The organism is Streptomyces sp. NPDC048290 (assembly GCF_040652095.1).
GTDB lineage: Bacteria > Actinomycetota > Actinomycetes > Streptomycetales > Streptomycetaceae > Streptomyces.
On record NZ_JBEZLM010000002.1, the window covers coordinates 585,082 to 611,485 of the forward strand.

The following is a 26,404-nucleotide window of genomic DNA, read 5'->3' on the forward strand; positions in this document are numbered from 1 at the left end:
GGAGGACCCCTCGGATGGCAGTGATGCGTACTCCCCACTCCTGGAACCACTCCTGGAACCACCCCTGGCACCACTCCACGAACCACCCCGCGAACCACGCCTCGACCGGCAGAACCGGCTCCACCCGGCGAAGACTGACGGCGATCAGCGTGTTCGCCTCCGCGGCCCTGGCCGCCGGTCTCGTCTCCGCCCTCCCCGCCGCCGCGGCCCCCGCTGCTCCCGCGGCCGAAGGGCGCATCCAGTACGAGGGCGCGGCGAACGCCGTCGCCGACAGCTTCATCGTCACCCTGAAGCCCGGCCACGCCCGCGCGGGCACCGCCGCGGGCAAGGCGATCACCGACAAGTACGGCGCCGGGATCGAGCGCACCTACCGCACGGCCCTCAACGGCTACGCGATCGAGGCGACCGAGGCCGAGGCCAAGCGGCTCGCCGCCGACCCGGCCGTCGCCTCCGTCGTCCAGAACCGCACCTTCACCATCGAGGCGACCCAGCCCAACCCGCCCTCCTGGGGCCTGGACCGCATCGACCAGCGCGCCCTGCCGCTGAACAGCTCCTACACCTACCCGGACAACGGCGGACAGGGCGTCACCGTCTACGTCATCGACACCGGCGTCCGCATCACCCACAGCGACTTCGGCGGCCGGGCCCGCTACGGCTACGACGCCATCGACAACGACAACACCGCCCAGGACGGCAACGGCCACGGCACCCATGTCGCGGGCACCGCCGCGGGCACCGCCTACGGGGTCGCCAAGCGGGCGGACATCGTCGGCGTGCGGGTCCTGAACAACGCGGGGTCCGGTACGACCGCGCAGGTCGTCGCCGGGATCGACTGGGTGGCCCAGAACGCGGTGAAGCCCGCCGTGGCCAATATGTCGCTGGGCGGCGGCGCCGACACCGCGCTCGACACGGCCGTCCGCAACGCCATCGCCTCCGGTGTCACCTTCGCCGTCGCGGCCGGGAACGAGTCCACCAACGCCTCCACCCGCTCGCCCGCCCGCGTCACCGAGGCCATCACCGTCGGCGCCACCACCTCCACCGACGCCAAGGCCAGCTACTCCAACTACGGCACGGTCCTCGACCTGTTCGCGCCGGGCTCGTCGATCACCTCGGCGTGGAACACCGGCGACACCGCCACCAACACCATCAACGGCACCTCGATGGCCACCCCGCACGTGGCGGGCGCGGCGGCGCTCCATCTGGCCGCCAACCCGGCCGCCACCCCGGCCCAGGTCTCGACCGCCCTGACCACCGCGGCCACCCCGAACGTCGTCACCAGCCCCGGCACCGGCTCCCCGAACCGGCTGCTGTACGTCGGCGGCGGCACCCCGAACCCGCCGGGCCCGCGGTTCGAGAACACCGCCGACCACGCCATCGCGGACAACGCCACCGTCGAGTCCCCGGTGACCGTCTCCGGCGTGAGCGGCAACGCGCCCGCCGCGCTGGCCGTCGAGGTGCACATCGTGCACACCTACATCGGCGACCTCCAGGTCCAGCTGGTCGCCCCGGACGGCACCGCGTACACCCTCAAGGCGTACGGCACCGGCGGCAGCACGGACAACATCGACACCACGTACACGGTGAACGCCTCCTCCGAGGTCGCCAATGGCGGCTGGCGGCTGCGGGTGAGCGACAACGCGAACGCGGACACCGGCCGGATCGACGCCTGGGCGCTCCAGTTCTGATGCCGTTCCCCGCCCCCTGACGGGCCGGGACGCACCGCACGACACCCCCCGCCCCCGTGGACGGCCACCGGTTGTTCCGGTCCGCCCCGGGGGCGGGGGCACGTACGATGCCCGAGCCCGCGCAGATCCGCGCGGACCCCCCGACTCGCCCCAGCCAGGAGCACGGCAGCCGTGTCCATACCCCCGCCGCCCCCGGACTCCCAGCCGCCGTACGGCGGCAACCCGCCCCCGCCCGGCCCGTATCCGCAGTGGAACTGGCCGCCCCCGCAGCCGCCGCGGCGGCCGTCGGTGAACGGGTTCGCGGTGGCCGCGCTGGTCCTCGGCATCCTGTGTCTGGTGCCCCTTCTCGGCCTGGTGCTGGGCGTGGTGGCGCTGGTGCAGATCCGGCGCAGCGGCGAGCGCGGCAAGGGCATGGCGATCGCCGGTGTGGTCCTGTCCTCGGTCGGCATGGTGCTGTGGGTGACGCTCATGGTCACCGACGGCCTCAGCTCCTTCCTGGACGACTTCGCGGCGGGGGTGCACGAGAGCAACACCCTCTATGTCGAGACGGGCACCTGCTTCAACACCCCCGGCGGCCCGTCCGGGGAGGTGACGTACGACCTCGACGAAGTGCCCTGCGAGGACCGCCACGAGGGCGAGGTGTTCGCCACCTTCGAACTGCCCGACGGCGACTTCCCCGGCGACGCCCGGATCGAGGAGACCGCCGACGAACGCTGCTACGCCCTCCAGAGCAGCTACGCGATGGACAGTTGGGCCCTGCCCGAGAACGTCGACGTGTACTACCTGGTGCCGATCCGCAGCAGCTGGCGGCTCGGCGACCGGGAGGTGGCCTGCTTCTTCGGCCATGTCGACACCGGCTCCCGCCTCACCGGCTCGCTACGCAACGACGGCACCAACCTCGACCAGCACCAGATGGCCTTCCTGCGAGCCGAACAGCTGCTGAACGAAGCCCTGGACAGCATCCCCGAGGAGGAGTACGTCGAGGACGACCTGCCCGGCCACCAGGAGTGGGCGCGCCGGATGGAGGGCGCCCTCGGCGAGCAGATCACGATGCTGGAGGCGCACACCTGGCCCGCCGCCGCGGCCGATCCGGTCGCCGCGCTGGTCAAGGACCTGCGTGAGGCGCGCGAAGCCTGGGACAAGGCGGCGAACACCACGGACGTCGACGCCTACTACGTCCATATGGACAAGGGGTTCACCCTGACCGACCCGGCCCGGTCGGTCGCCCCGCGCACGGCCCTCGGCCTGGCGACGGACCCGCCGTACACCTATGAGGAGGAGGGCGGTCCGGCGGACGGCGGCTCAGGAAGCGGCGGCGTCGACGTGTGAGCGGCGCCGCAGCGGGGAGAAAGTGCCTGCGTAGTGGATCTCCGGCCGGGCGTCATCACATCGAGTGAATCTCTGGCCTTTGCTTGCACCGTACAACCCACGGTTGCCACGCTGTTGCTGTCTGTACAACCTGATGGGAGCGGCCAGTGACTTTCGGTGAGCAGCCGGCGTACCTGCGGGTCGCGGGAGATCTCCGCAAGAAGATCGTCGACGGACAGCTGCCGCCGCACACCCGGCTCCCCTCCCAGGCCCGCATCCGCGAGGAGTACGGGGTCTCGGACACGGTGGCGCTGGAGGCGCGCAAGGTCCTGATGGCCGAGGGCCTGGTCGAGGGCCGCTCCGGGTCCGGGACGTACGTCCGGGAGCGGCCGGTGCCCCGCCGCATCGCCCGCTCCGGGTACCGCACGAAGGGCGGGGCCACCCCGTTCCGCCAGGAGCAGGCCGACGCGGGGGCGCGCGGCACCTGGGAGTCGGGCAGCGCCCAGACCGAGGCGGGCGGGGCCATCGCGGAGCGGCTCGGGCTCAAGCCGGGCGAGCGGGTGATGTGCACCAAGTACCTGTTCCGGGAGGCCGGTGAGCCGATGATGCTCTCCACCTCCTGGGAGCCGCTGTCCGTCACCGGGCGCACACCCGTGATGCTGCCCGAGGAGGGCCCGCTCGGCGGGATGGGCGTGGTGGAGCGGATGGCCGCCATCGACATCGTGGTGGACAACGTGACGGAGGAGGTCGGCGCCCGCCCCGGTCTCGCCGAGGAACTGCTCGCCCTCGGGGGTGTTCCCGGCCATGTCGTGATCGTCGTCCAGCGCACGTTCTACGCCTCCGGACGGCCGGTGGAGACTTGCGACGTGGTGATCCCCGCGGACCGCTACCGGGTCGCCTACCATCTGCCGGTCCGCTAGCGCACCGCTGACCGGCGGCTCCCGCGCCCCGCGTCGACGGGGCGCGCTCCCCTTGCCGTGGTGCGCTCCGTGTGAGCCAGCGTGCGCCGTCGCGCAAGGCCGCCCCCGGTTGTCCGTCGCCGGGGGCGGCGCGCGTCCGGCGCGGGGCGGGAGTCGTCGCAGGTGGCGGTACCAGGGCGGGCGCCGTACGGCGGTGGATGCGCGGGAGTGCGCGGACGGCGCGTTCGTGGGCGTGCGCCCCCGGTGTGCTGGCTGGTTGCGTGCCTCTTTGTGAAAAGGCGTATTCGCTGCGTGAAGGTAAGGCGTAGGCTCGGGCATATGCGGAGTGCGGTTTCCTTATCGGGTGGGGCTCGGCCCAGGACGCGGGCGGGGAGCGGACGCGTCGGGGCGGGACGGAGCGGAGAGGCGCGATGAACGACAGCGCGGTCGTACTTCCCTGGCTCGTCATACGGCAGGACGACAACGGCAACCGCTACCGCGTGGGGAGGTACGCCACCCGCGCGGAGGCCGAGCAGATAGCCGACAGCCTCGGCGACCGGGGCCACAAGCAGCTCTACTTCGTGGAACGCATCGACGGCCCCGACGCCGCCGACGCCGTGGGGGAGACGGCGCCGGGCTGAGCGGCCGGGGGTGACTGGACGATCGCTTGATCCACCGGGGGCCGCCGACCGGCCGGCTGCTTGAGCCGCCGAGGGGACGACCGGCCAGACGACCGCTTGAGCCGCCGACTGCTTGAGCCGTCGCCCCGGTCGACCTGCGGAGCTTCCGAGGCGCCGAGCGGTCGAGCCACCGACCGTTTGAGCCGCCGCATGGTCGACCCGCAGAGTTTCTGAGGCGCCGAGCGGTCGAGCCACCGACCGCTTGAGCTATCACCCGGTCCAGCCACCGCCCCGCCGGGCGTCCAGCCGCCCCACCGCCGTCTGACTGGCGCCCGCCCGCCGACCCACCGCCGCCCGCCCGCCGTCTCACCGGCGTCTGTCCGCCGCCCGCCCGGCGGCGGCCCCCCGCTGCCCTCCGCCGCCCGCCCGCCGACCCACCGCCGTCTCACCGGCGCCCGCCCGCCGCCCGCCCGGCGGCGCCCCCCGCTGCCCCCCGGGCCCGGCTAGGCTCCCGCGCATGAGTGAACGCATCCTCGTGGTGGGAGCCGCCCTCTTCGACGGCCCCCGGCTGCTCGCCGCCCGCCGCAGTGCCCCGCCCGCCGTGGCCGGTCGCTGGGAGCTGCCCGGCGGCAAGGTGGAGCCCGGCGAGCGCCCCGACGCGGCGCTGGTGCGCGAGCTGCGCGAAGAACTGGGTGTCGACGCCGACACCGTCGCCCAGGTCCCCGGCGAGTGGCCGCTGACCGGCCCGTATGTGCTCCAGGTCTTCACCGCGCGGCTGCGTCCGGGCTCCCCGGACCCGGAGCCGCTGGAGGACCATGACGCCGTGCGCTGGCTCGACCCGCAGGAGATCTGGGACGTCGACTGGCTGGCGCAGGACGTCCCGGCGGTCCGGGCGGCGCTCGCACAGGGTGACGAGGACCGGGCCTGACGGCGCCCCCGGCGCACGGCCCCGATCCGGGCGGGACCCCGCGTCGGACCCCTCGTCAGCGCACCCCGCGCACATCCGCCCGGAACCAGCGCACCCCCCGGCGCACAACCCCCGCCCCACCCCCCTGGTCACGCGCTGCGTACGCCCTGGGTGCCTCGGTGCGCCCAGACCGTTCCTTACCCGAGTCTCAGATTCGATGGCGATAGAGCCCCATGAATGCCGGGTATGTCGCTATTAATCCCACGAAACAAGACATGCGTGGGCTCGCGGTCTGGGAAGTGATCGGTGTGATCGACACCGAAGGCGACTGCGTCGACTGGACCTTTCCCGCGGAACCCGGGGCCGTGCGCACCGCACGGGCCGAGGTCCGCGAGCAGCTCCGGACCTGGCACCTGGAAAGCCTCATTGATCTCGCGGAGCTGCTGGTCAGCGAGCTGGTCACCAACGCGCTGCGGCACGCCACCGGACCGGTCGGGCTCCGGCTGATCCGGCGGCGCGGGCCGCACGGGATGCTGCTCGTGGAGGTCTCCGACCCGCTTCCGGACCTGCCCACCGAGCGCGCTCCGGACCCCGAGGACGAGAGCGGCCGGGGGCTGCTTCTGGTCGCCTCGTCGGCCGACCGCTGGGGCACACGACCGGACGACAGCGGTAAGACGGTGTGGTTCGAACTGGCGGTACCGGGGTGAATCGGGTGTACAGCGCCGCCGCCGCTGTCGCCTGGACGGTTCCGGCCACCGGAGCCCGCCCCTGAGCGTGGTTCGACGCCGTGTCCGCTGGTTAGAAGACTGGTTGTGTTCTCGCAGCGCGGGCCGAAATGCACCCGGCCCGTGCTGTGATCGTGAACACCGTGTTGCGCGGCGCCGTAGTGCTGGATACTGCGGGCAGCCGCCACCCGGTGACCGGTGCCGGGCGCGGTGAGCTGGAGGGGACGGTTCGCGTGAGCGAGATACCAGCGAAGGCCACGGGGTCCGAGGACCCGTCGGACCGAGCGAGGCGGACTGCGCAGTCGTCCGCACGCGCGGCGGACGGCGCTCTCGCCCTGGGCGGGGCGCGGCCCGGCGACGCCCTGTGGCAGAGCAGTCCGCCCGGCTCGATCTACGACTACATCAAGGTGGCTTCGTTCTCCGTCGGCCCCGACGGGCTGGTCGACCAGTGGAGTCTGCGGGCCGAGCAGCTGTTCGGCATCCCCGCGGTGCGGGCCGTCGGCATGGACCCCATCGAGGCGTTCATCGACCCCGAACTGCGTGAGCGCGGCCAGCGGAAGATGGCCGAGATCCTGGACGGCCGGGAGTGGACCGGGCTCGTCCCGTTCCGGACACCCGAGCACCCCGACGGCACTCCGGGGGACGAGGGGCTCGCCGAGGTGTACGTCATGCCGACCCGGGCCGAGAGTGGTGAACGGGCAGCGCTGTGCATCGTCGTCGATGTCCGGGTGCTCCGCCGGATCGAGACGGACCTCGCCGCCTCGCAGTCGATTTTCGGCCAATCTCCGTTCGGGTTCGTGCTGATCGACACCGAGTTGCGGGTGCGCCGTGCCAACGCCCGGTTCGCGTCCATCTTCGGCGGGGTGCCCGACGACCACCGCGGGCGCAGCGTCCACGACTATCTGCCCCGCCCGGAGGCCGAACGCGTCCTCGCCACCCTGCGCCGGGTGCTGGAGACCGGCGAGTCCATCACCGACATGCACATCACCGGCCATGTCCCCGGCTCCGAGGACCGCCGCCACTGGTCCATCAACCTCTACCGGGTGCACAGCGGCACCGGCCGCCCCATCGGCATCGCCTGGCTCGGCACCGACATCACCGCCCGCCGCGCCGCCGCCCGCGAGGCCGCCGCCGCCCGCCGCAACCTGGCCCTGCTCAACGAGGCCGGTGCCCGCATCGGCAACTCCCTGGACCTGGAGACCACCGCCCGCGAACTTCTCGACGTCGCCGTCCCCGGCTTCTGCGACCTCGCCAGCGTCGACCTCTACCAAGGACTGCTGGCCGGTGACGAGACCCCGCCCGGACTCGCCGACGGCAGCGCGGGACTGCGCCGGGTCGCCTACGCCAGCGCCGTCGCCGACCTCCCCTTCACCGGCACCACCACCCCCGTCCCGGTCGGCGCGGTGCACCACTTCGGCTTCAACTCCCCGCACGCCGACGCCCTGCGCACGGCCCGTACCCGGAATGTGCCGCCGGAGGACGGCGGGCTCGTGCAGTCCACCCTCGCCGTGCCGATGGTCGCCCACGACACCGTCGTCGGGCTCGCCCAGTTCTCCCGCACCAAGGGCAGCGAGCCCTTCGGGGACCGGGACCGGGACCTCGCCGTCGAACTCGCCGCGCGCGCCGCGGTCTGTATCGACAACGCCCGGCTCTACCGCCGGGAGCACGAGCGGGCGCTGATCCTCCAGCGGTCCCTGCTGCCGCCCGGCGACCCGGTCGCCGCCGGACTCGACATCGCCTGCCGCTACCGCCCCGGCAACGCCTCCACCGGCCGCCCCAGCGAGGTCGGCGGCGACTGGTTCGACGTCATCGAACTCCCCGGCCACCGCACCGCCCTGGTCGTCGGCGACGTCATGGGCCGCGGACTGCGCGCCGCCGTCGCCATGGGCGAACTGCGCACCGCCGTACGCACCCTCGCCCAACTCGACCTGGAACCCGCCGAGGTGCTCTCCCAGCTCGACGAGATCGCCCGCGGGCTCGGCACCCCCGGCGGCCCCGGCCCCGCGTTCGGCCCCGGCGGCGGCATCCAGCAGGCCACCCGCGCCGCCCGCCGCCACCCCCGCGAGGCGGAACTCGCCGAGGTGTACCTCGCCACCTGCATCTACGCCGTCTACGACTCCGTCACCCGGCGGTGCACCTTCGCCAACGCCGGGCATCTGCCGCCGGTCCTGGTCGAACCCGGCGAGAGCGCGCTGATGCTGGACGTACCGCCCGGGATGCCGCTCGGTGTCGGCGGCGAACCCTTCGAGGAGGTCGAGGTCGAACTCCCCGAGGGCGCGCTGCTCGCCCTCTACACCGACGGTCTGGTCGAGTCCCGGGACCACCCCCTGGACGAGGGGCTCCAGGCGTTCGTCGGCGCGCTCACCGACCCCTCCCGCCCCCTGGAGGACGTCTGCGACCACGTCCTGACCACCCTCGACACCCACCACGGCGAGGACGACATCGCGCTGCTGATGGCCCGGGTCCAGGGTCTGCCCGCCGACTCGGTCGGCGACTGGACCCTGCCGCGCGAGCCGCGCAGCGTGGGCCGGGCCCGTGAGTACGCCCGCGGCCAGCTGCTCAGCTGGGACCTCGAACCCCTGGTCGACACCACCGAACTGCTGGTCAGCGAGCTGGTGACCAACGCGCTGCGGTACGGCGAGGGCGAGATCCGGCTACGGCTGCTGCTGGACCGGACCCTGGTGTGCGAGGTGTGGGACTCCGGACTGGTGCAGCCCAGACGCCGCCGCGCCCGGGACACCGACGAGGGCGGCCGGGGACTCCAGCTGGTCGGGCTGCTCTCGGCGGCCTGGGGCTCCCGCCGAACCCCCCGGGGCAAGACCGTCTGGTTCGAGCTGCCGCTGCCCGACGGGGAGGGCGGGGTCGTCGACCCGGCGGAGGCCCTGCTGAGCCTGTTCTGACCCCCCGCGGGGGCTTCCCGGGGGCGCTACGGACCTAGGGGGTGTCTGACGGATCTCCGTGGCGTCGCGACGCCCGGCACGAACGCCGCTCCTTCTCCCACGGAGATCCATCAGACACCCCCGAGCCGCCCCCGGGTGTGCGGGCCGCCGAAGCTCACCGGCGGTCCGGCGTCCTCGCCCTCGTCCAGCAGCACCCCGCCCAGCACCGCGCCCGCCGTCCCGGCCTCGTGCCCGGAGTCCTCCGGATACGGATTGCCATGGGTGCGGACCTCCTGCTCGGCCAGCTCACGGGCGCGGCGGGCCAGTTCGTCCGCCCGCACCGGGTCGGTGTCCAGCAGCCGGAACGCGGTGGCCAGCAGGGTGCGGGGAGCCGCCGACACGGCCGCCCGGTGGGTGGTGACATACGCGTCCGCCGTCGCCGTACCGCTGCGCGCCGGGAGGTCCGCCGCCGTCGCCGGTGCCGCGCGCCCGACCCGCCGCAGCAGCTCCAGCGGGTCGTACGGCCCCCCGTCCGCGAGCGCCGCGCGGACGGCGGTCAGGGTCAGGTGCGCCGGGACGGTCTCGGTGTCCGGGCCGTCCCGGGCGGCGAGGTCGGTCTCGGCGCGGTCCAGCGCGGCCGGGAGGAGCGCCTGAGCCGTCCGCAGGTCCGCCGCCAGTCCGTCCACCGCGTCCAGCAGCACCGCCGCCTGCACGATCGCCCCCTCGGCCGCGCGCAGCCCGGCCGCCGCCGGACCCGGCTCGTCCCGGTCGGCGCGCTGGCGGGACCGGTTGAGCGCCAGCGCGGCGAACACCAGCCGGTCCCTGGCCTGCTCGACGAAGCCGGTGACGGGCGCGGTCGCGCCCGGGGTGTGCCGCCCGGCCAGCTCGGTCACGGTCCGCTCGGCCGGGGCGATCCGGGCGGTCAGCTCACGGAACCGGGCCTCGGCCCGCCGCAGCGCCGGGCCGGGGTCGCTCTCCAGCCGACGGGCCGCGTCCAGTGCCGGGGTCCGGGCGTCCAGCAGCCGTCCCGCCTCCGTACAGCGTCCGGCGATCCCGGTGAGCGCCTGCCGCCGGGCGTCCTCCTCGCGCGGGACGCCCTCGTCGTACCGCTGCCGGATCGCGAAGGCCGCCGACAGTTCCGTCCCGGCGTGCCGCAGGGTGTGCCGGAAGGGGGCGGCCGTCGGCTCGTCCCAGTCGGCGGCGGCGAGGTCCAGTTCCTCCCGGCTGGCGCGGACGCTGTCGTCGGCGGCCACCAGCAGGGCCCGTGACTCCTCGTCCAGCCGGGACAGCGGCCAGGACCCGGCGTCGGCGGACGGGGCGGGCGCCGGGGTGGTACGGCCGTGCAGGCGCCGGGTGCGGCGCAGATAGCCGTATGTACCGGCGACCACCGCGCCCACCGCGACGATCAGGGGCAGCGCGAGGTCGGCGGCCGAGGTGCCCTGCTGCTGGGCGGCCCGGTGACCCCGGGCGACCGGAAGCGCCAGGCCCAGCCAGAGCACCGCTATCACCACACCGAGTGCCGACTGGGCCAGGCGCGCGGATATGTGGGCCTTGGCCCGCCTGGGCCTGCCCCGGATCAGGGAGCGCGTCACAATTCGGAGCGTATGGGGAGGTCTCCGGCTCCGCGAGCGGGACGGGGCAGGCGTGGCGGCGGGCGGGACCGGATCGGATCGGATCCCGGGGGCTGACGGCGGGCGGGACCGGTCGGGCACCGCTCCCGGGACGCGGGGCAGGTCCCGGGGCGCGGCGGAGGAATCCGGTCAGATCCCGGTCGGATTCCAGATAGTCCCGGTCAGATCCCGGATAGTCCCGGTCGGATCCCGGTCGGATTCCGGTCGGCTACGACGTGGAGCGCCTCCTGATCTTCGAGCCCAGCCAGACCAGCGGGTCGTACTTGCGGTCCACGGCCCGTTCCTTCAGCGGGATCAGCGCGTTGTCGGTGATCTTGATGCCCTCGGGGCAGACCTCCGTACAGCACTTGGTGATGTTGCAGTAGCCGAGGCCGTGTTCGTCCTGGGCGGTGGTCTTGCGGTCAAGGCCGGACTCGGCGGCGGCGTCCAGCGGGTGCATGTCCAACTCGGCGACCCGCATCAGGAAGCGGGGGCCCGCGAACGCCTTCTTGTTCTCCTCGTGGTCGCGCACCACATGGCAGGTGTCCTGGCACAGGAAGCACTCGATGCACTTGCGGAACTCCTGCGAGCGGTCCACGTCCTCCTGGAACATCCGGTACTCGCCCGGCCCGACCCCGGCCGGGGGCACGAACGCGGGCACCTCACGGGCCTTGGTGTAGTTGAAGCCGACGTCCGTGACCAGATCGCGGATCACCGGGAAGGTGCGCAGCGGGGTCACCGTGATGGTCTCGTCCCGCTCGAAGACCGACATCCGGGTCATGCACATCAGCCGTGGCCGCCCGTTGATCTCCGCCGAGCACGAGCCGCACTTGCCCGCCTTGCAGTTCCAGCGGACCGCCAGGTCCGGGGTCTGGGTGGCCTGGAGGCGGTGGATGATGTCGAGCACCACCTCGCCCTCGTTGACCTCGACCGTGAAGTCCTGAAGACCGCCGCCCCCGGTGTCGCCGCGCCACACCTTGAAACGGGCCTCGTAGCCGCTCACTCGTACAGCTCCTCTTCGGCCAGGTACTTGACCAGCTCCTCCTTGTCGAACAGGGCGAGCAGGTCCGGGCGGATGGGTTCGGTGTTCTCCCGGGTCAGGGCGATCCGGCCGCCCGGCGGGGCGGTGGCGGCGGCGAGCGCGCAGAGCAGGTTCACATTGCGCCAGCGGCGGTCCATCTCCGGGTGGTCCTCACGGGTGTGGCCGCCGCGCGACTCGGTGCGCTCCAGCGCCGCGCGCGCCACGCACTCGCTGACCAGCAGCATGTTCCGCAGGTCCAGGGCGAGGTGCCAGCCCGGGTTGAACTGGCGGTGCCCCTCGACCGCGACCCGCCCGGCCCGCTCCCGCAGCTCGGCCAGCTTCTCCAGGGCGTGCGCCATCTCGCCCTCCCGGCGGATGATGCCCACCAGGTCGTTCATGGTCTGCTGAAGCTCCTGGTGCAGGGTGTACGGGTTCTCCGGCGCCCCCGTCCCGCTCTCCCCGGACCCGTCCCCGGTCGTGCCGAAGGGGCGCAGTGCCTCCGCCTCCGCCGCGTCCACCGTGCCGTCCGCCGCCCGGGGGCGGTCGGTGAGCCCGGCCGCGTACTCGGCCGCGTGCCAGCCCGCGCGGCGGCCGAAGACCAGCAGGTCGGAGAGCGAGTTGCCGCCGAGCCGGTTGGAGCCGTGCATCCCGCCGGCCACCTCACCGGCCGCGAACAGCCCCGGCACCCCGCGCGCCGCCGCCGTGTCGGAGTCCACGGCGACCCCGCCCATCACGTAGTGGCAGGTGGGCCCGACCTCCATCGCCTCCGCCGTGATGTCGACGTCCGCCAGCTCCTTGAACTGGTGGTACATCGACGGCAGCCGGCGTTTGATCACCTCGGCGGACATCCGGGTGGACACATCCAGGAACACCCCGCCGTGCGGGGAGCCCCGGCCCTCCTTGACCTCGGAGTTGATCGCGCGGGCCACCTCGTCGCGGGGCAGCAGTTCGGGCGGGCGGCGGTTGTTCTCGGGGTCGTCGTACCAGCGGTCGGCCTCCTCCTCCGTCTCGGCGTACTTCTCCTTGAAGACGTCCGGGACGTAGTCGAACATGAACCGCTTGCCCTCGGAGTTCCTGAGCACCCCGCCGTCGCCGCGCACCGACTCGGTGACCAGGATGCCCTTCACCGACGGCGGCCAGACCATGCCCGTCGGATGGAACTGCACGAACTCCATGTTCAGCAGGGGCGTCCCGGCCAGCAGCGCCAGCGCGTGACCGTCGCCGGTGTACTCCCAGGAGTTCGACGTCACCTTGAAGGACTTGCCGATGCCGCCGGTCGCGATCACCACCGCCGGGGCCTCCAGCACGAAGAAGCGGCCGGTCTCGCGGTCGTAGGCGAAGACCCCGGCGACCTTGCCGTCCGCGTCCTGGAGGATGCGGGTGACCGTGCACTCCTGGAACACCTTCAGCCCGGACTCGTAGTCCCCGCCGTCCTGGTGGTCCTGCTGCTGGAGGGCGACGGTCCGCTGCTGGAGGGTGCGGATCAGCTCGAGGCCGGTGCGGTCGCCGACGTGCGCGAGGCGCGGATACTCATGGCCGCCGAAGTTGCGCTGGGAGATCCGGCCGTCCTTCGTACGGTCGAACAGGGCTCCCCAGGTCTCCAGTTCCCACACCCGGTGCGGGGCCTCCTGGGCGTGCAGTTCGGCCATCCGCCACTGGTTGAGGAACTTCCCGCCGCGCAGGGTGTCCCGGAAGTGCGTCTGCCAGGTGTCGTGCTCATTGGCGTTGGCCATGGCGGCGGCGATGCCGCCCTCCGCCATCACCGTGTGCGCCTTGCCGAACAGCGACTTGCAGATCACGGCGGTCCGGGCGCCCCGCTCGCGTGCCTCGATCGCGGCCCGCAGACCGGCGCCGCCGGCCCCGATCACCACGACGTCCCACTCCTGCCGGTCGACCACGGACATCAGAAGAACCTCGGATCGTCGAAGGCGCCGGACGCCACCAGGTACACATAGAAGTCGGCGAGCGCCACGCTCACCAGCGACGCCCAGGCGAGCTGCATGTGGCGGGCGTTCAGCTTCCCGACCCACTGCCACATGCGGTAGCGCACGGGATGCTTGGAGAAGTGCTTGAGCTGGCCGCCCACGATGTGCCGGCACGAGTGGCAGGACAGGGTGTACGCCCAGATCAGCACGATGTTCACCAGGAACACCAGGGTGCCGAGCCCCATATGGCCCCAGGCGTAGTGCTCGTCGCGGAACGAGAGCACGGTGTCCCAGGTGAGGATGCAGGCGACCAGCAGCGCCGCGTAGAAGAAGTACCGGTGGATGTTCTGGAGGATCAGCGGGAAGCGGGTCTCACCGGTGTACTTGGTGTGCGGCTCGGCCACCGCGCAGGCGGGCGGGGACGCCCAGAAGCCCCGGTAGTACGCCTTGCGGTAGTAGTAGCAGGTCAGCCGGAAGCCGAGCGGGAAGATCAGGATCAGGATCGCCGGTGAGATGCCCCACCAGCTCCCGACGATCTCCCAGTTGGGTCCGCCCCGCATGGTCTCGCAGTTCTCCGCCAGACAGGGGGAGTAGAAGGGCGAGACATAGGGGGCCGCGTAGTAGTCGGCGTTGGCGAAGGCCCGCCAGGTCGAGTACGCGATGAAGGCCAGCAGTCCGGCGGCGGTGGCGGCGGGCGCCAGCCACCAGCGGTCGGTGCGCAGATGACGGGCGGCGATCGCGGCGCGGCCGGCACCGCGGACGCCGCCGGACGGTTGGGATCGGGTGGTCGGGGGTTCCGTACCAGTTGCCAATGCATGACTCCGGTCGGGATTCGGGGGCCGCTCTCAGGGCGCACGCCGGTCGCGAGCGCCGAGGCCCTCGTCGTCCGTGTCCACCCACAGGCTGTTGTCGTAGGGGGTGTCGGGGATGGTGACCAGCTCCGGGCGTTTCGGCGTGGTCGGGGCGGACACCGTCTGGCGCAGCAGCGCGACGCTCTCGCGCAGATGCTCGCAGTCGGTGCGGACCCGGCGGACGTCGAGCCCGTCGCCCACCTGCTGTTCCAGACGCCGTACCGACCGGGACAGGTCGTCGAGGCACTTCTGGAGCGACGTCAGTTCATCGTGCACGGACATGACGTGACCTCTTTTCCGTCGGCTTCGTTGTCGGGCACGGCCCGGGGCCGGCGCGGACGGCGACGTTCATGCGCCTGCGAGTGTTGCGCGTCACACCGGCCGGTGGGAAGGGACGTGCACCGATTGGCCGAGGCGTACAGGTGTGCCCGGCCGGTCTGCGGGGGCGCTCGGTCGGATGTCCGGTCCCCGTCGGCGGGGCGCGCGGGCCGGGCGGCTGAGCCGCTCGGGTGAGGTTCCCGCCTCTCGGCGCCGTGTCGCCCCGTATTGCCGAACCCTTTCCTCTTCAGTGACCGCAGAGAGAAGAAATCATCTGATCAACTCCAAATCGGTCAAATACCAACAATCATGATCATAACTCCCGCGGCTCTCCGGAGGTACGCAGCGATGTCCCACCCCGTCGGTCCGCGCGCGGTGCTGCGCTCGGTCGCCTTCCTCACCGCGGGAGCCCTCGCGGTGCCGCTCCTGGCCGCCTGCGGCGCGGACGACCCCGCGGGCAAGCCGCTGGCCGGGCAGGACATCGCCCCGGTCGCCCGGGACCAGGTCGCCGACGGCGGCACCCTGCGCTGGGCGGTGGACTCCGTGCCGGAGACCCTGAACGCCTTCCAGTCCGACGCCGACGCCACCACCAACCGGGTCGCCCAGGCCGTGCTGCCGTCGATGTTCCGGCTGGACGACAAGGGCCGCCCGCAGATCAACGCGGACTATCTGGAGTCCGCCAAGGTGGTCAAGACCGAACCCCGCCAGGTCGTGCTGTACAAGCTCCACCAGCAGGCGGTGTGGAGCGACGGCCGGGAGATCGGCGCCGCCGACTTCGCCGCCCAGTGGCGCGCCCTGAACGGCAAGGACAGCGCGTACTGGACCGCCCGCAACGCCGGGTACGACCGGATCGAGCGGATCGAGCGGGGCAAGAACGACCTGGAGGTCAAGGTCACCTTCGCCCGGCCGTACGCCGACTGGCGCTCGCTGTTCTCGCCGCTGTACCCGAAGGAGGTCATGGGCACGCCGGACGCCTTCAACGACGGGGCGCGGCGCAAGCTCAAGGCCACGGCCGGACCCTTCGCCGTCCAGAAGATCGACCGGGACAACGACCAGATCACGCTGGCCCGCAATCCGCGCTGGTGGGGCGAGCCGACGAAGCTCTCCGAGATCGTGCTGAAGTCGGTGCCGCGCGGCAAGCGGATCGACGCGCTGACCGGGGGCGAGGTCGATCTCGCGGAGGTCGACCCGGAGGCGGCGCGCAAGGTGGGGCTGGCGGGGCCGGAGCAGGAAGGCAAGGCGGACAAGGACGGGAAGAAGGCCGGGGACAAGGGCGCCGCCGGTGCTCCCGCCCGCCCGCTGACCGCCGAGCAGAAGGCGCTGAAGGCGTACGAGATCCGCCGGTCCCTGGAGCCCGCCTACACCCAGCTCGCGCTGAACGGCTTCGACAGCCCGCTGGCCGACGAACGGGTACGGCGGGCGGTGGCCCGCGCGCTGGACCGCAAGGAACTGGCCAAGGTGGTCCTCAAGCCGCTGGGCCTGCCCGCCGAGCCGGTCGGCAGCCATCTCGCGCTGTCCGGTCAGGCCGCGTACGCCGACAACAGCGGGGCGCTGGGCGACCAGGACACCGCGGAGGCGCAGGCGCTGCTGGCCGACGCCGGATGGGTGCCCGGGGGAGCGGCCAAGGACAAGGGCAAGGGCGCCGGGAAGGCAGCCGGGTCCGAGGGCGACGGCGAGTCCAAGGACGGTACGTCCGAGGAGGGCGCCGAGGAGGAGTCGGCGGGCGGCGAGGACGGTACGTACATCGTCGGCGAGGACGGCAAGGCGCGCGACGAGCAGGACACCGGCGAGGAGGGCACGCAGGACGCGGCGCACCCCGCGCAGGACGGCAAGCAGTACGCCGGGGAGGGGCTGAAGCAGGGCGGGGCGCCGGGGGCGTACGCGCCCAAGGGCACCGCGGCACCGGCCGGGGCGGCACGGGGGCCGCTGGCCAAGGACGGCAAGCCGCTGAGCCTGCGGTTCGTGGTGCCGTCCGGGAAGGGGTCGGAGACGCTGCGGGTGGTCGCCGACCGGATCTCGCGGATGCTGGACGAGGTGGGGATCCGGACGGAGACGAAGAAGGTCTCCGACGAGAGCTACTTCAAGGACCACATCGCGTCCGGCGAGTACGATCTCGCGCTCTACTCGTGGCCCGCGTCGGCCTACCCGGCGACGGACGCGCGGCCGATCTACGCCAAGCCGGTGCCGGCGGCGGACGGGTCGCTGAACGTGGAGCAGAACTACACACGGGTCGGCACGGATCAGGTCGATCAGTTGTTCGATCAGGCGATCTCGACGCTGGATGAGGGCGAGACGCGGTCCTTGCTGCGCAAGGCCGATGGGCGGATCTGGGCGGCTGCGGGGTCGATTCCCCTGTACCAGCGTCCGCAGCTGGTGGCTGCGAGGACGTCCCTGGTGAACGCGGGGGCGTTCGGCTTCCAGACACCGGTGTACGAGGACATGGGGTTCTTGAAGAAGGGCGGCAAGAAGAAGGGGTAGCGGCGGTCGTCGTACGGGTGCGGGTGAGCGGTGGCTGATCGCGCAGTTCTCCCCCAGAGGGGGCACCCCCACCCCCAGAGGGGGTACCCCCAGCGCCCCTAAAAGCAGGGCGTCGCCCCTCCGCCCGCCTCTCAAACCCCACCCCACCTGCGGAAACCCTCCCGGTGTAGGCCGGAGGCGGGGGCAACGTAGGATGGGGTGAGGCCGTGGCATGTCAAGCCCGGCAGGGCCTGCTGACAGATTCAGACGCGGGCCGTCCTCACACTCCGGGAGTACGCCGCACCATGGCTGTGACTGCAACGCGTCACGACATCCGCAACGTCGCCATCGTCGCCCATGTCGACCACGGCAAGACGACCATCGTCGACGGCATGCTGAAGCAGGCCGGTGCCTTCGCCGCCCACCAGCTCGAACAGGTCGACGACCGGGTCATGGACTCGAACGACCTGGAGCGTGAGAAGGGCATCACGATCCTCGCCAAGAACACGGCGGTGAAGTACCACCCCAAGGACGGCGGCGACCCGATCACGATCAACATCATCGACACCCCCGGCCACGCCGACTTCGGCGGCGAGGTCGAGCGCGGTCTGTCGATGGTGGACGGCGTGGTGCTGCTGGTGGACGCCTCCGAGGGGCCCCTCCCGCAGACCCGCTTCGTGCTCCGCAAGGCGCTCCAGCAGCGGCTGCCCGTGATCCTCTGCATCAACAAGACGGACCGCCCGGACTCGCGGATCGACGAGGTCGTCAACGAGACGTACGACCTCTTCCTGGACCTGGACGCGGACGAGGAGCAGATCGAGTTCCCGATCGTCTACGCCTGCGGCCGGGACGGCATCGCCTCCCTGACCAAGCCGGACAACGGCACGGTCCCCGCCGACTCGGACAGCCTGGAGCCGTTCTTCTCGACCATCCTCCAGCACATCCCGGCGCCCACCTACGACGAGGACGCCCCGCTCCAGGCGCATGTCACCAACCTGGACGCGGACAACTTCCTCGGCCGGATCGCCCTGCTCCGGGTCGCCCAGGGCGAGCTGCGCAAGGGCCAGACGGTCGCCTGGATCAAGCGCGACGGCTCCATCTCCAACGTCCGGATCTCCGAGCTGATGATGACGGAGGCGCTCACCCGCAAGCCCGCCGAGAAGGCCGGCCCGGGTGACATCTGCGCGGTCGCCGGTATCCCGGACATCATGATCGGCGAGACCCTCGCGGACACCGAGAACCCGGTCCCGCTGCCGCTGATCACGGTGGACGAGCCCGCGATCTCGATGGTGATCGGCACCAACACCTCACCGATGGTCGGCCGGGGCGCCACCGGCAAGGGCGCGGACAACAAGGCGGCCGTCAAGGACCGCAAGGTCACCGCCCGCCAGGTCAAGGACCGCCTCGACCGCGAGCTGATCGGCAATGTCTCGCTCCGCGTGCTGGAGACCGAGCGGCCGGACGCCTGGGAGGTCCAGGGCCGTGGTGAGCTGGCGCTGGCCATCCTGGTGGAGACCATGCGCCGGGAGGGCTACGAGCTGACCGTCGGCAAGCCCCAGGTCGTCACCAAGGACGTGGACGGCAAGACGTACGAGCCGGTCGAGCGGATGACGGTGGACGTGCCCGAGGAGCACATGGGCGCGGTCACGCAGCTGATGGGCGTCCGCAAGGGCCGGATGGACAACATGTCCAACCATGGCTCGGGCTGGGTCCGGATGGAGTTCGTGGTGCCCTCCCGCGGGCTGATCGGATTCCGGACGGAGTTCCTCACCCAGACCCGCGGCACCGGCATCGGGCACTCCATCCACGAGGGCTTCGAGCCCTGGTTCGGCGCGCTCCAGACCCGGAACAACGGCTCGCTGGTCGCCGACCGGTCCGGCGCGGTCACCGCCTTCGCGATGACGAACCTCCAGGAGCGCGGCGTCCTCTTCGTGGAGCCGGGCACCGAGGTGTACGAGGGCATGATCGTCGGTGAGAACTCGCGCGCCGACGACATGGACGTGAACATCACCAAGGAGAAGAAGCTCACCAACATGCGGTCGTCCACGGCCGATGTGACGGAGTCGATCGTCCCGCCCCGCAAGCTCTCCCTGGAGCAGTCCCTGGAGTTCTGCCGGGACGACGAGTGCGTCGAGGTGACCCCGGAGGCGGTTCGCATCCGCAAGGTGAACCTGGACGCCCGTGAGCGGGCCCGCGCGGCCAGCCGGGCCAAGCACGGCTGACCCGTCCCTCCCGCGACCCCAGCGGCGCCCACGGCCCGGCTCTCCGCCCGGAGGGCCGGGTTCTTCGGCGTTCCCCCGCGCGGGCCGTCCGGGAGCCCGTACGCTCCCGGGGAGGTTCTTCGGCGGGTGGGCGGATGTGTCGAAGGCCACTTCAAGGGTCGCGCGCGACCCTCGTTCCCGGCTGTTCCGGATCACCCGGCACAGCCCTTAAAGCACTGTTCGGATATCGGTGAGCGAGCGATCAAGTTTCGGACATGTAAACCAAAATAACATCCCGGAATGTCCGGTTCGTCGTTTTGTTGTCTCACATGTCAAGCGCGCGCAGGTGTCAATCCTCGCAATTTTTGCTCAAAATATGGACGCTAGGGAGATCCCTATGCCTTCCGCCCTTGACGCGCGTTGATGCACTTGGCGAAAGTTCCCCCAAACCACAGAACCTGCCGGTATCTGTGCTGCGCTGAACTCTCCAACCCCCCGGGGGAAGAACACACATGACCAGTCCAACCAAGGCCGAGGGCTCGGGGTCCGCGGTCGCCTTGGACCCTGAGCTGGATGCGACCTCCGAGGTCGCCAAGGGCGCGCCCAAGCTGGAGGGCCGTTCCCCCGGGCAGCTGATGTGGCAGCGCTTCAGGCGTGACCGTACCGGGATGATCTGCGCCGGTGTAGTGATTTTTTACTTCGTCATCGCACTGCTGGCGCCCGTGCTGACCGGTATCAGCGGCACCAACCCGTACACGCTGTACGGCCAGGACCCCACCTACGCCGACAAGCCGGTGCTGGACGACTTCGGTCTGCCGCTCGGCTACTTCGGCGGCGTCTCGGCGGACCACTGGTTCGGCGTCGAGCCGCAGTACGGCCGTGACCTGTTCGCGATGCTGGTCTACGGGATGCGGACCTCGCTGTTCATGGCGCTGGGCGTGACCACCCTGCTGATGATCACCGGTATCACCCTCGGTCTGATCGGCGGCTACTTCGGCGGCCGTACCGACTACTGGATCGGCCGGGTCACGGACTTCTTCCTGTCCTTCCCCCAGCAGCTGTTCTTCATCGCCTTCATGCCGGTGGTCACCGCGTTCTTCGTGGACCCGCGGGAGGAGACGCCCACCTACTTCCGGGCGCTCGCCATCCTGATCGTGCTCTGGCTGCTCGGCTGGATGGGCATGGCCCGACTGGTCCGCTCGACGGTGCTGTCACTGCGCGAGCGGGAGTTCGTGGAGGCCGCCAAGGTGGCCGGCGCCTCGCCGGGCCGGATCGTCCGCAAGGAGATCCTGCCGAACATCGTCTCGCCGATCCTGGTGCAGTTCACCTACCAGCTGCCGAGCACGATCCTGTCCATCGCGTTCCTCTCCTTCGCGGGTGTCGGCTTCATCGAGCCCACCCCGGACTGGGGCCGGCTGTTCGCCGCCGGTGCGAAGTACGCGGAGCAGGACCCGGCCTTCATGTTCTTCCCCGGTGTGGCACTGGTGATCTTCATTCTGTGCTTCAACCTCCTCGGGGACTCCGTACGGGATGCCTTCGACCCGAAGTCCGGGCGGTAAAAGCGTCCATTGGTGGGGGGTGACTGCCGCCCCCGCGTCGGCCTACCAGCCGCGTCAGGCAGTACTCATGGATAACAACCGACAGGTAGGTGCATTCACCGCTATGAAGACGTTCACCTCGCGTAGAGCGCGTGCCATAGTCGTCGCCCTCGCGGCCGGCTCGCTCGCCCTCACCGCTTGCTCGGAGAACACCGGCTCCAGCTCCGGCAAGGACTCCGGCAAGGACCAGGAGGAGGCCAAGACCCAGTCGAACGCGGTGACCTACCAGGACGCCGCCGCCTCGACCGGTCCGGCCGAGGAGGTCCCGGGTGCCAAGCCCGGCGGCACGATCATCGCGTACCAGGAGTCGGGCCTGTCCCACCTGGACCCGGGTCAGATCTACGTCTCCGACGCCGGCCAGGTCGCCAACCTGCTGTTCCGCGGTCTGACCAACTTCGAGGAGGACGGCAAGGGCGGCGTCTCCGTCGTCGGCGACCTCGCCACCGACTCGGGCAAGATGTCCGACGGCGGCAAGACCTGGACCTTCACGCTCAAGGACGGCATCAAGGACCAGAACGGCAAGGCGATCACCTCCGCCGACGTCCGCCACACCATCGAGCGCACCTACGCCGAGTTCATCTTCGACGGCCCGACCTACATCCAGAACTGGCTGAACGGCTCGAAGTTCAAGGAAGCGCTGCCCGACGGCGGCTACGGCGACAAGCACCTGCCCGCCGAGGTCCTGGACACCCCGGACGACAAGACGATCGTCTTCCACTTCGACAAGCCGCGTCCGGACCTGCCCCAGACGCTGGCCATGCCGGGCTACTCGATCGTCCCCGAGGCGAGCGACACCAAGGAGCAGTACGACAAGGCTCCGGTCGCCACCGGCCCGTACAAGATCGCCGAGTACAAGCTGGGCAAGTCCCTCAAGCTGGTCAAGAACGACCAGTGGGACCCGAACAGCGACTCCGTGCGCCACCAGTACGTCGACGGCTGGGACTTCCAGTTCGGTGTCACCGAGTCCACCCAGACCAAGCGTCTGATCTCGGACCAGGGCGACTCCAAGAACGCCATCCAGTTCACCGGCAGCGTCGAGGCCACCCAGATCCAGGACGTCGTCGGCGACGCCGAGGTCAACAAGCGCACGATCCAGGGCTTCCAGCCCTACGTCCAGGTGCTGAACTTCAACCTGGACCGGGTCAAGAACAAGGCCGTCCGTGACGCGATCACCTACGCGGTGAACTCCAAGTCGCTGATCGCCGGTGAGGGCGGTGCCTACGGCGGTGACGTGGCCGCCAACCTGCTCGCCCCGACCCTGCCGGGCTACGAGGCCGACTACGACCCCTACGGCCGTCTGAAGACGCCGCAGGGCAACATCGAGAAGGCCAAGGAGCTGCTCGCGGACGTCCCGGCCGCCGAGAAGAAGCTGGTCTTCGCCTACGCCAACAGCGAGGCCGGCCAGAAGCGCAAGGTCGCCATCGAGGACGCGCTGACCAAGATCGGCGTCGATGTGGTCGCCAAGGAGATCGACGCGGCGAGCTACTACGAGCAGATCGGCAAGCTCGACAACCCGTACGACATCTACATCTCCGGCTGGGGCCAGGACTGGCCGTCCGCCGGTACCGTCATCACCCCGGTCTACGACGGTGACCAGATCGCCGACGGTTCGCCGAACTACTCGCACATCAACGACCCCAAGGTCCAGGAGCTGATCAACAAGGCCCTGACCCAGGAGCCGACCGAGGCCGCCGCGACCTGGACCGAGGCGCACCACTACATCCTGGAGAAGGTCAACCCGGCCGCTCCGCTGTGGTACACCAAGCAGTTCCAGCTCTACGGCTCGAACATCGGCGGTGCCCGCTACAGCACCGAGTCCAGCTACATCGATGTGACCCGGCTGTTCCTGAAGTCGTAGCTCTCTACGGCTGATCGCGGGAGTGCGCACCAGGCGGAGCGCACTCCCGCGGTTCCGCGCAAACCTCCCACCGTCTCCGCAGAGAGCAGCCTCCCCGCCATGCTTCAGTTCATCATCCGGCGCTTGGTCGGTGCCGTCGTCACCCTGTTCCTCATCGGGGCAGCGACCTTCTTCCTGTTCGTCGCCGCGCCGTCCGACTACGCCTCTCTGGCCTGTGGCAAGGACTGCTCACCGCAGCGACTGGAGGAGATCAGAACCGCCCTCGGTCTCAACCTGCCGATCACCACGCAGTTCTGGGACTTCATGTCCGGCATCGTGGCCGGCCGTGACTTCCCGACCGGCCACTGTTCCGCGCCCTGCCTCGGACAGTCCTTCTACTCCGGTGACATGGTCTGGAACACGATCATGGACCGGTTCCCGCTGACCCTGTCGCTGACCGCCGGCGCCATCGTGGTCTTCCTCACCGTCGGTATCGGGGCCGGGATGCTCGCCGCGTACCGGCGCGGCACCCTGGTCGACAAGATCGCCACCGGTTCGTCCATGGTGCTCAGCTCGTTCCAGATCTACTTCCTCGGCCCGATCGTGCTGCTGATCTTCGTCTACAGCACCGGCTGGGTGGAGGACCCCAAGTACGTCCCGTTCACGGACGACCCGTTCGGCTGGCTGGCCGGACTGTGGATTCCGATGATCGTGATGGCCACCATCTTCACCGCGCAGTACACCCGTATGGCCCGTGCCTCGCTCATCGAGCAGCTCGCCGAGGAGCATGTCCGCACGGCCCGTGCCAAGGGCATGCCCAAGCGCTATGTGTTCTTCCGCTACGCCTGGCGCGGCTCGCTCATCCCCATCGTCACGGTCCTCGGTATCGACATCAGCGCCCTGCTGGGCGGCGGTGTGGTCACCGAGCTGACCTTCTCGCTCCAGGGCATCGGCCGGCTGGCCGTCGACGGAGCGACCACGAAGGACCTCCCGCTGACGATGGGCGTCATGCTGTTCGGCGCCTTCTTCATCCTGCTTCTGAACATCCTCGTCGACATCGTGTACGCCTGGATCGACCCGCGCGTCCGGCTCTCCTAGGAAGAACCCACCACCGTGACCACACTGACCAAGACCGAGGACGCCCCGGCCCCGACCGGGCCCGAGAGCTTCCTCTCGGTCCGTGACCTGCGGGTGCAGTTCTCCACCGAGGACGGCATCGTCAAGGCCGTCGACGGACTGTCCTTCGATGTCGAGCGCGGCAAGACCCTGGGCATCGTCGGCGAGTCCGGTTCCGGCAAGTCCGTCACCAACCTGACGGTGCTGGGGCTGCACAACCCCCGCTCCACCACCGTCGACGGCGAGATCGTCCTCGACGGCAAGGAGCTGGTCACCGCCACCGAGAAGGAGCTGGAGAAGCTCCGCGGCAACAAGATGGCGATGATCTTCCAGGACCCGCTGACCGCGCTCTCCCCGTACTACACGGTGGGCCGCCAGCTGTCCGAGCCGTATATGAAGCACACCGGCGCCTCCAAGAAGGAGGCCAAGGACCGGGCCGTGCAGATGCTGGAGAAGGTCGGCATCCCGCAGCCCAAGGTGCGCTTCGACGACTACCCGCACCAGTTCTCCGGCGGTATGCGCCAGCGCGCGATGATCGCCATGGCGCTGATGTGCGACCCCGATCTGCTGATCGCGGACGAGCCGACCACCGCGCTCGACGTGACCGTGCAGGCGCAGATCCTGGACCTGCTCAAGGACCTCCAGCAGGAGTTCGGCTCCGCGATCATCTTCATCACCCACGACCTCGGCGTGATCTCCACCATGGCCGACGATCTGCTGGTGATGTACGCGGGCCGGGCCGTGGAGCGCGGCAGCGTCAAGGAGGTGCTGCGCACCCCCAAGCACCCGTACACCTGGGGCCTGCTCAGCTCGATGCCCCGGCTCGACGGTGACATCCACCAGGATCTGACGCCGATCCCGGGCTCCCCGCCCTCGCTGCTCAACCCGCCGTCGGGCTGCCCCTTCCACCCGCGGTGCGCCTACCCGGAGAAGGTCGCTGGCGGACTGTGCAGCACCGCCCGGCCGCCGCTGGGCGAGGGCCGTGCCGCCGCGTGCCACCTCACGGCGGAGCAGAAGCAGACCATCTTCATCGACGAGATCCAGCCCCGGCTGCGCTAGGGAGATTCGACATCATGAGCGAGAACCTCACGCTCCCCGCACAGCAGGGCGCCACCGACACCGACCGGGAGACCCTCCTGGAGGTCAAGGGGCTGACCAAGCACTTCCCCATCTACGGCGGCTTCCCGATCAAGCGCAAGGTCGGCGCGGTCCAGGCGGTGGACGGGGTCGACCTGACCGTCGGCGTCGGCGAGAGCGTCGGCCTGGTGGGCGAGTCGGGCTGCGGCAAGTCCACCACCGGGCGGCTGATCACCCGGCTCCTGGAGCCCACCGCCGGTTCGATCCACTACGCCGGGCACGACATCACCACTGCCTCCCGCCGTCAGATGGCCCCGGTCCGCTCCGAGATCCAGATGATCTTCCAGGACCCGTACTCCTCGCTGAACCCGCGGCAGACGGTCGGCACGATCATCAAGTCGCCGATGGAGGTCAACGGGATCAACCCGGCGGGCGGCCGGGAGAAGCACGTCCGGGAGCTGCTGGAGCTGGTCGGGCTCAACCCCGAGCACTACAACCGCTTCCCGCACGAGTTCTCCGGCGGTCAGCGCCAGCGCATCGGGGTGGCCCGCGCGCTCTCCCTGAACCCCAAGCTGATCGTGGCCGACGAGCCGGTCTCCGCGCTGGACGTCTCCATCCAGGCCCAGGTGGTGAACCTCCTCCAGAAGGTCCAGGAGGAGATGGGCATCGCGTTCGTGTTCATCGCCCACGACCTGGCGATCGTCCGGCACTTCTCGCAGCGCGTGGCCGTGATGTACCTCGGCAAGGTGGTCGAGGTCGGCGACCGGGAGTCCATCTACACCCGGCCCCGCCACCCCTACACCCACGCCCTGCTGTCCGCCGTCCCCGAGGTGGAGATGACGGACGACGAGGAGCCGCGCGAGCGGATCCGGCTCGCCGGTGACGTGCCCTCGCCGATCCATCCGCCGTCCGGCTGCCGCTTCCGTACGCGGTGCTGGAAGGCGCAGGACAAGTGCGCCACGGAGGAGCCGCCGCTGGTGCAGATCTCCGGCAACCGGGGTGGTCACCTCACGGCCTGCCACTTCCCGGAGGACCCGACGACGGAGGCCCGCGACCACGACGTGGTCATGGACCCGGCCCTGAAGGCCCTGGAGCAGCCGGAGTAGCCCTCCACCCCGCGTCTCGACGCCCGTGGCCCGCCCCCAACTCACCGGGGGCGGGCCACGTCTGTTTCTTGGACAGGGGAGGGTGCGGCCCGGTGGGGGCTGGCCGCGCAGTTCCCCGCGCCCCTGAGAACGACGCAGGGGCACCGCACGTGTGGCGTCGCCGGGTGCGGGCTGTCATCGTGCGCAGTTCCGCCAATGTGCAGGCGGGCGCGAAGACCAAGGCGTCCCGGGTGCTGCACGGCGTCTGGCTGCTGCTGTTCGCCG

At 70.8% G+C, this 26,404-nt stretch carries 19 protein-coding genes; 14 read left to right on the forward strand and 5 right to left on the reverse strand.

What is annotated here, in order from left to right:
- Positions 1-14: 14 nt before the first annotated feature.
- From AB0D49_RS04765 to AB0D49_RS04795, 7 genes are all read left to right on the forward strand, one after another.
- Positions 15-1,685 carry a S8 family serine peptidase gene (locus AB0D49_RS04765; protein WP_362750648.1) on the forward strand — a complete coding sequence of 557 codons (1,671 nt, stop codon included), beginning with the start codon at positions 15-17 and terminating at the stop codon, positions 1,683-1,685.
- A 171-nt stretch (positions 1,686-1,856) separates the two neighbouring features.
- Positions 1,857-3,014 (forward strand): DUF4190 domain-containing protein, encoded by a 1,158-nt coding sequence (locus AB0D49_RS04770; RefSeq protein WP_362750651.1) that lies wholly within the window; start codon positions 1,857-1,859, stop codon positions 3,012-3,014.
- A gap of 146 nt (positions 3,015-3,160) precedes the next feature.
- Positions 3,161-3,913, forward strand: a complete 753-nt coding sequence (locus AB0D49_RS04775) for a GntR family transcriptional regulator (protein WP_362750654.1) — start codon at positions 3,161-3,163, stop codon at positions 3,911-3,913.
- Positions 3,914-4,323: 410 nt separating this feature from the next.
- Positions 4,324-4,533, forward strand: coding sequence for an SPOR domain-containing protein (locus AB0D49_RS04780; protein ID WP_362750657.1), 210 nt, complete (start codon positions 4,324-4,326; stop codon positions 4,531-4,533).
- 496 nt (positions 4,534-5,029) lie between these two features.
- Positions 5,030-5,440, forward strand: a complete 411-nt coding sequence (locus AB0D49_RS04785; RefSeq protein WP_362750660.1) for a (deoxy)nucleoside triphosphate pyrophosphohydrolase — start codon at positions 5,030-5,032, stop codon at positions 5,438-5,440.
- Positions 5,441-5,694: 254 nt separating this feature from the next.
- Positions 5,695-6,126 carry an ATP-binding protein gene (locus AB0D49_RS04790; protein ID WP_362750663.1) on the forward strand — a complete coding sequence of 144 codons (432 nt, stop codon included), beginning with the start codon at positions 5,695-5,697 and terminating at the stop codon, positions 6,124-6,126.
- A gap of 251 nt (positions 6,127-6,377) precedes the next feature.
- On the forward strand, positions 6,378-9,044 hold the full coding sequence (locus AB0D49_RS04795; protein ID WP_362750666.1) for a SpoIIE family protein phosphatase: 2,667 nt from the start codon (positions 6,378-6,380) through the stop codon (positions 9,042-9,044).
- Between the two features lie 110 nt (positions 9,045-9,154).
- Here AB0D49_RS04795 and AB0D49_RS04800 read toward each other — a convergent pair whose 3' ends face one another.
- From AB0D49_RS04800 to AB0D49_RS04820, 5 genes are all read right to left on the reverse strand, one after another.
- Complete coding sequence (locus tag AB0D49_RS04800; RefSeq protein ID WP_362750669.1) at positions 9,155-10,615, reverse strand: hypothetical protein; 1,461 nt, start codon at positions 10,613-10,615, stop codon at positions 9,155-9,157.
- Between the two features lie 247 nt (positions 10,616-10,862).
- Positions 10,863-11,636, reverse strand: a complete 774-nt coding sequence (locus tag AB0D49_RS04805; protein WP_362750672.1) for a succinate dehydrogenase/fumarate reductase iron-sulfur subunit — start codon at positions 11,634-11,636, stop codon at positions 10,863-10,865.
- On the reverse strand, positions 11,633-13,558 hold the full coding sequence (locus tag AB0D49_RS04810) for a fumarate reductase/succinate dehydrogenase flavoprotein subunit (protein WP_362750675.1): 1,926 nt from the start codon (positions 13,556-13,558) through the stop codon (positions 11,633-11,635). Before AB0D49_RS04810 ends, AB0D49_RS04805 begins: the two co-directional genes overlap by 4 nt.
- On the reverse strand, positions 13,558-14,391 hold the full coding sequence (locus tag AB0D49_RS04815) for a hypothetical protein (protein ID WP_362750678.1): 834 nt from the start codon (positions 14,389-14,391) through the stop codon (positions 13,558-13,560). The genes AB0D49_RS04810 and AB0D49_RS04815 overlap by 1 nt, the downstream gene beginning before the upstream one ends.
- Before the next feature lie 33 nt (positions 14,392-14,424).
- A complete protein-coding gene (locus AB0D49_RS04820) occupies positions 14,425-14,712 on the reverse strand; it encodes a hypothetical protein (RefSeq protein WP_362750681.1) in 288 nt (95 codons plus the stop codon).
- A 384-nt stretch (positions 14,713-15,096) separates the two neighbouring features.
- On the opposite strand from AB0D49_RS04820, the gene AB0D49_RS04825 reads away from it, so the two are divergent.
- The 7 genes from AB0D49_RS04825 to AB0D49_RS04855 all read left to right on the forward strand — a co-directional run bounded on the left by AB0D49_RS04825 (position 15,097) and on the right by AB0D49_RS04855 (position 26,140).
- Positions 15,097-17,226 (forward strand): ABC transporter family substrate-binding protein, encoded by a 2,130-nt coding sequence (locus AB0D49_RS04825; RefSeq protein ID WP_362750684.1) that lies wholly within the window; start codon positions 15,097-15,099, stop codon positions 17,224-17,226.
- Positions 17,227-17,510: 284 nt separating this feature from the next.
- Complete coding sequence (gene typA / locus AB0D49_RS04830; RefSeq protein ID WP_362750687.1) at positions 17,511-19,427, forward strand: translational GTPase TypA; 1,917 nt, start codon at positions 17,511-17,513, stop codon at positions 19,425-19,427.
- A 491-nt stretch (positions 19,428-19,918) separates the two neighbouring features.
- Positions 19,919-20,965 carry an ABC transporter permease gene (locus AB0D49_RS04835; RefSeq protein WP_362750690.1) on the forward strand — a complete coding sequence of 349 codons (1,047 nt, stop codon included), beginning with the start codon at positions 19,919-19,921 and terminating at the stop codon, positions 20,963-20,965.
- A gap of 103 nt (positions 20,966-21,068) precedes the next feature.
- Entirely contained in the window at positions 21,069-22,862 is a 1,794-nt protein-coding gene (locus tag AB0D49_RS04840; protein ID WP_362750693.1) for an ABC transporter substrate-binding protein, read from the forward strand.
- A 99-nt stretch (positions 22,863-22,961) separates the two neighbouring features.
- Entirely contained in the window at positions 22,962-23,939 is a 978-nt protein-coding gene (locus AB0D49_RS04845; protein ID WP_362750696.1) for an ABC transporter permease, read from the forward strand.
- A 15-nt stretch (positions 23,940-23,954) separates the two neighbouring features.
- On the forward strand, positions 23,955-25,016 hold the full coding sequence (locus tag AB0D49_RS04850; RefSeq protein WP_362750699.1) for an ABC transporter ATP-binding protein: 1,062 nt from the start codon (positions 23,955-23,957) through the stop codon (positions 25,014-25,016).
- A gap of 14 nt (positions 25,017-25,030) precedes the next feature.
- Positions 25,031-26,140, forward strand: a complete 1,110-nt coding sequence (locus AB0D49_RS04855) for a dipeptide ABC transporter ATP-binding protein (RefSeq protein ID WP_362750702.1) — start codon at positions 25,031-25,033, stop codon at positions 26,138-26,140.
- Positions 26,141-26,404 lie beyond the last annotated feature (264 nt).

What these genes read in the sequence shown, in the direction of transcription:
- AB0D49_RS04765 (WP_362750648.1), top strand. Translation starts at nt 15, where the DNA reads ATGGCAGTGATGCGTACTCCCCACTCCTGGAACCACTCCTGGAACCAC.
- AB0D49_RS04780 (WP_362750657.1), top strand. Translation starts at nt 4,324, where the DNA reads ATGAACGACAGCGCGGTCGTACTTCCCTGGCTCGTCATACGGCAGGAC.
- AB0D49_RS04785 (WP_362750660.1), top strand. Translation starts at nt 5,030, where the DNA reads ATGAGTGAACGCATCCTCGTGGTGGGAGCCGCCCTCTTCGACGGCCCC.
- AB0D49_RS04790 (WP_362750663.1), top strand. Translation starts at nt 5,695, where the DNA reads ATGCGTGGGCTCGCGGTCTGGGAAGTGATCGGTGTGATCGACACCGAA.
- AB0D49_RS04810 (WP_362750675.1), bottom strand. Translation starts at nt 13,558, where the DNA reads ATGTCCGTGGTCGACCGGCAGGAGTGGGACGTCGTGGTGATCGGGGCC.
- AB0D49_RS04820 (WP_362750681.1), bottom strand. Translation starts at nt 14,712, where the DNA reads ATGTCCGTGCACGATGAACTGACGTCGCTCCAGAAGTGCCTCGACGAC.
- AB0D49_RS04825 (WP_362750684.1), top strand. Translation starts at nt 15,097, where the DNA reads ATGTCCCACCCCGTCGGTCCGCGCGCGGTGCTGCGCTCGGTCGCCTTC.
- typA (WP_362750687.1), top strand. Translation starts at nt 17,511, where the DNA reads ATGGCTGTGACTGCAACGCGTCACGACATCCGCAACGTCGCCATCGTC.
- AB0D49_RS04835 (WP_362750690.1), top strand. Translation starts at nt 19,919, where the DNA reads ATGACCAGTCCAACCAAGGCCGAGGGCTCGGGGTCCGCGGTCGCCTTG.
- AB0D49_RS04840 (WP_362750693.1), top strand. Translation starts at nt 21,069, where the DNA reads ATGAAGACGTTCACCTCGCGTAGAGCGCGTGCCATAGTCGTCGCCCTC.
- AB0D49_RS04845 (WP_362750696.1), top strand. Translation starts at nt 22,962, where the DNA reads ATGCTTCAGTTCATCATCCGGCGCTTGGTCGGTGCCGTCGTCACCCTG.
- AB0D49_RS04855 (WP_362750702.1), top strand. Translation starts at nt 25,031, where the DNA reads ATGAGCGAGAACCTCACGCTCCCCGCACAGCAGGGCGCCACCGACACC.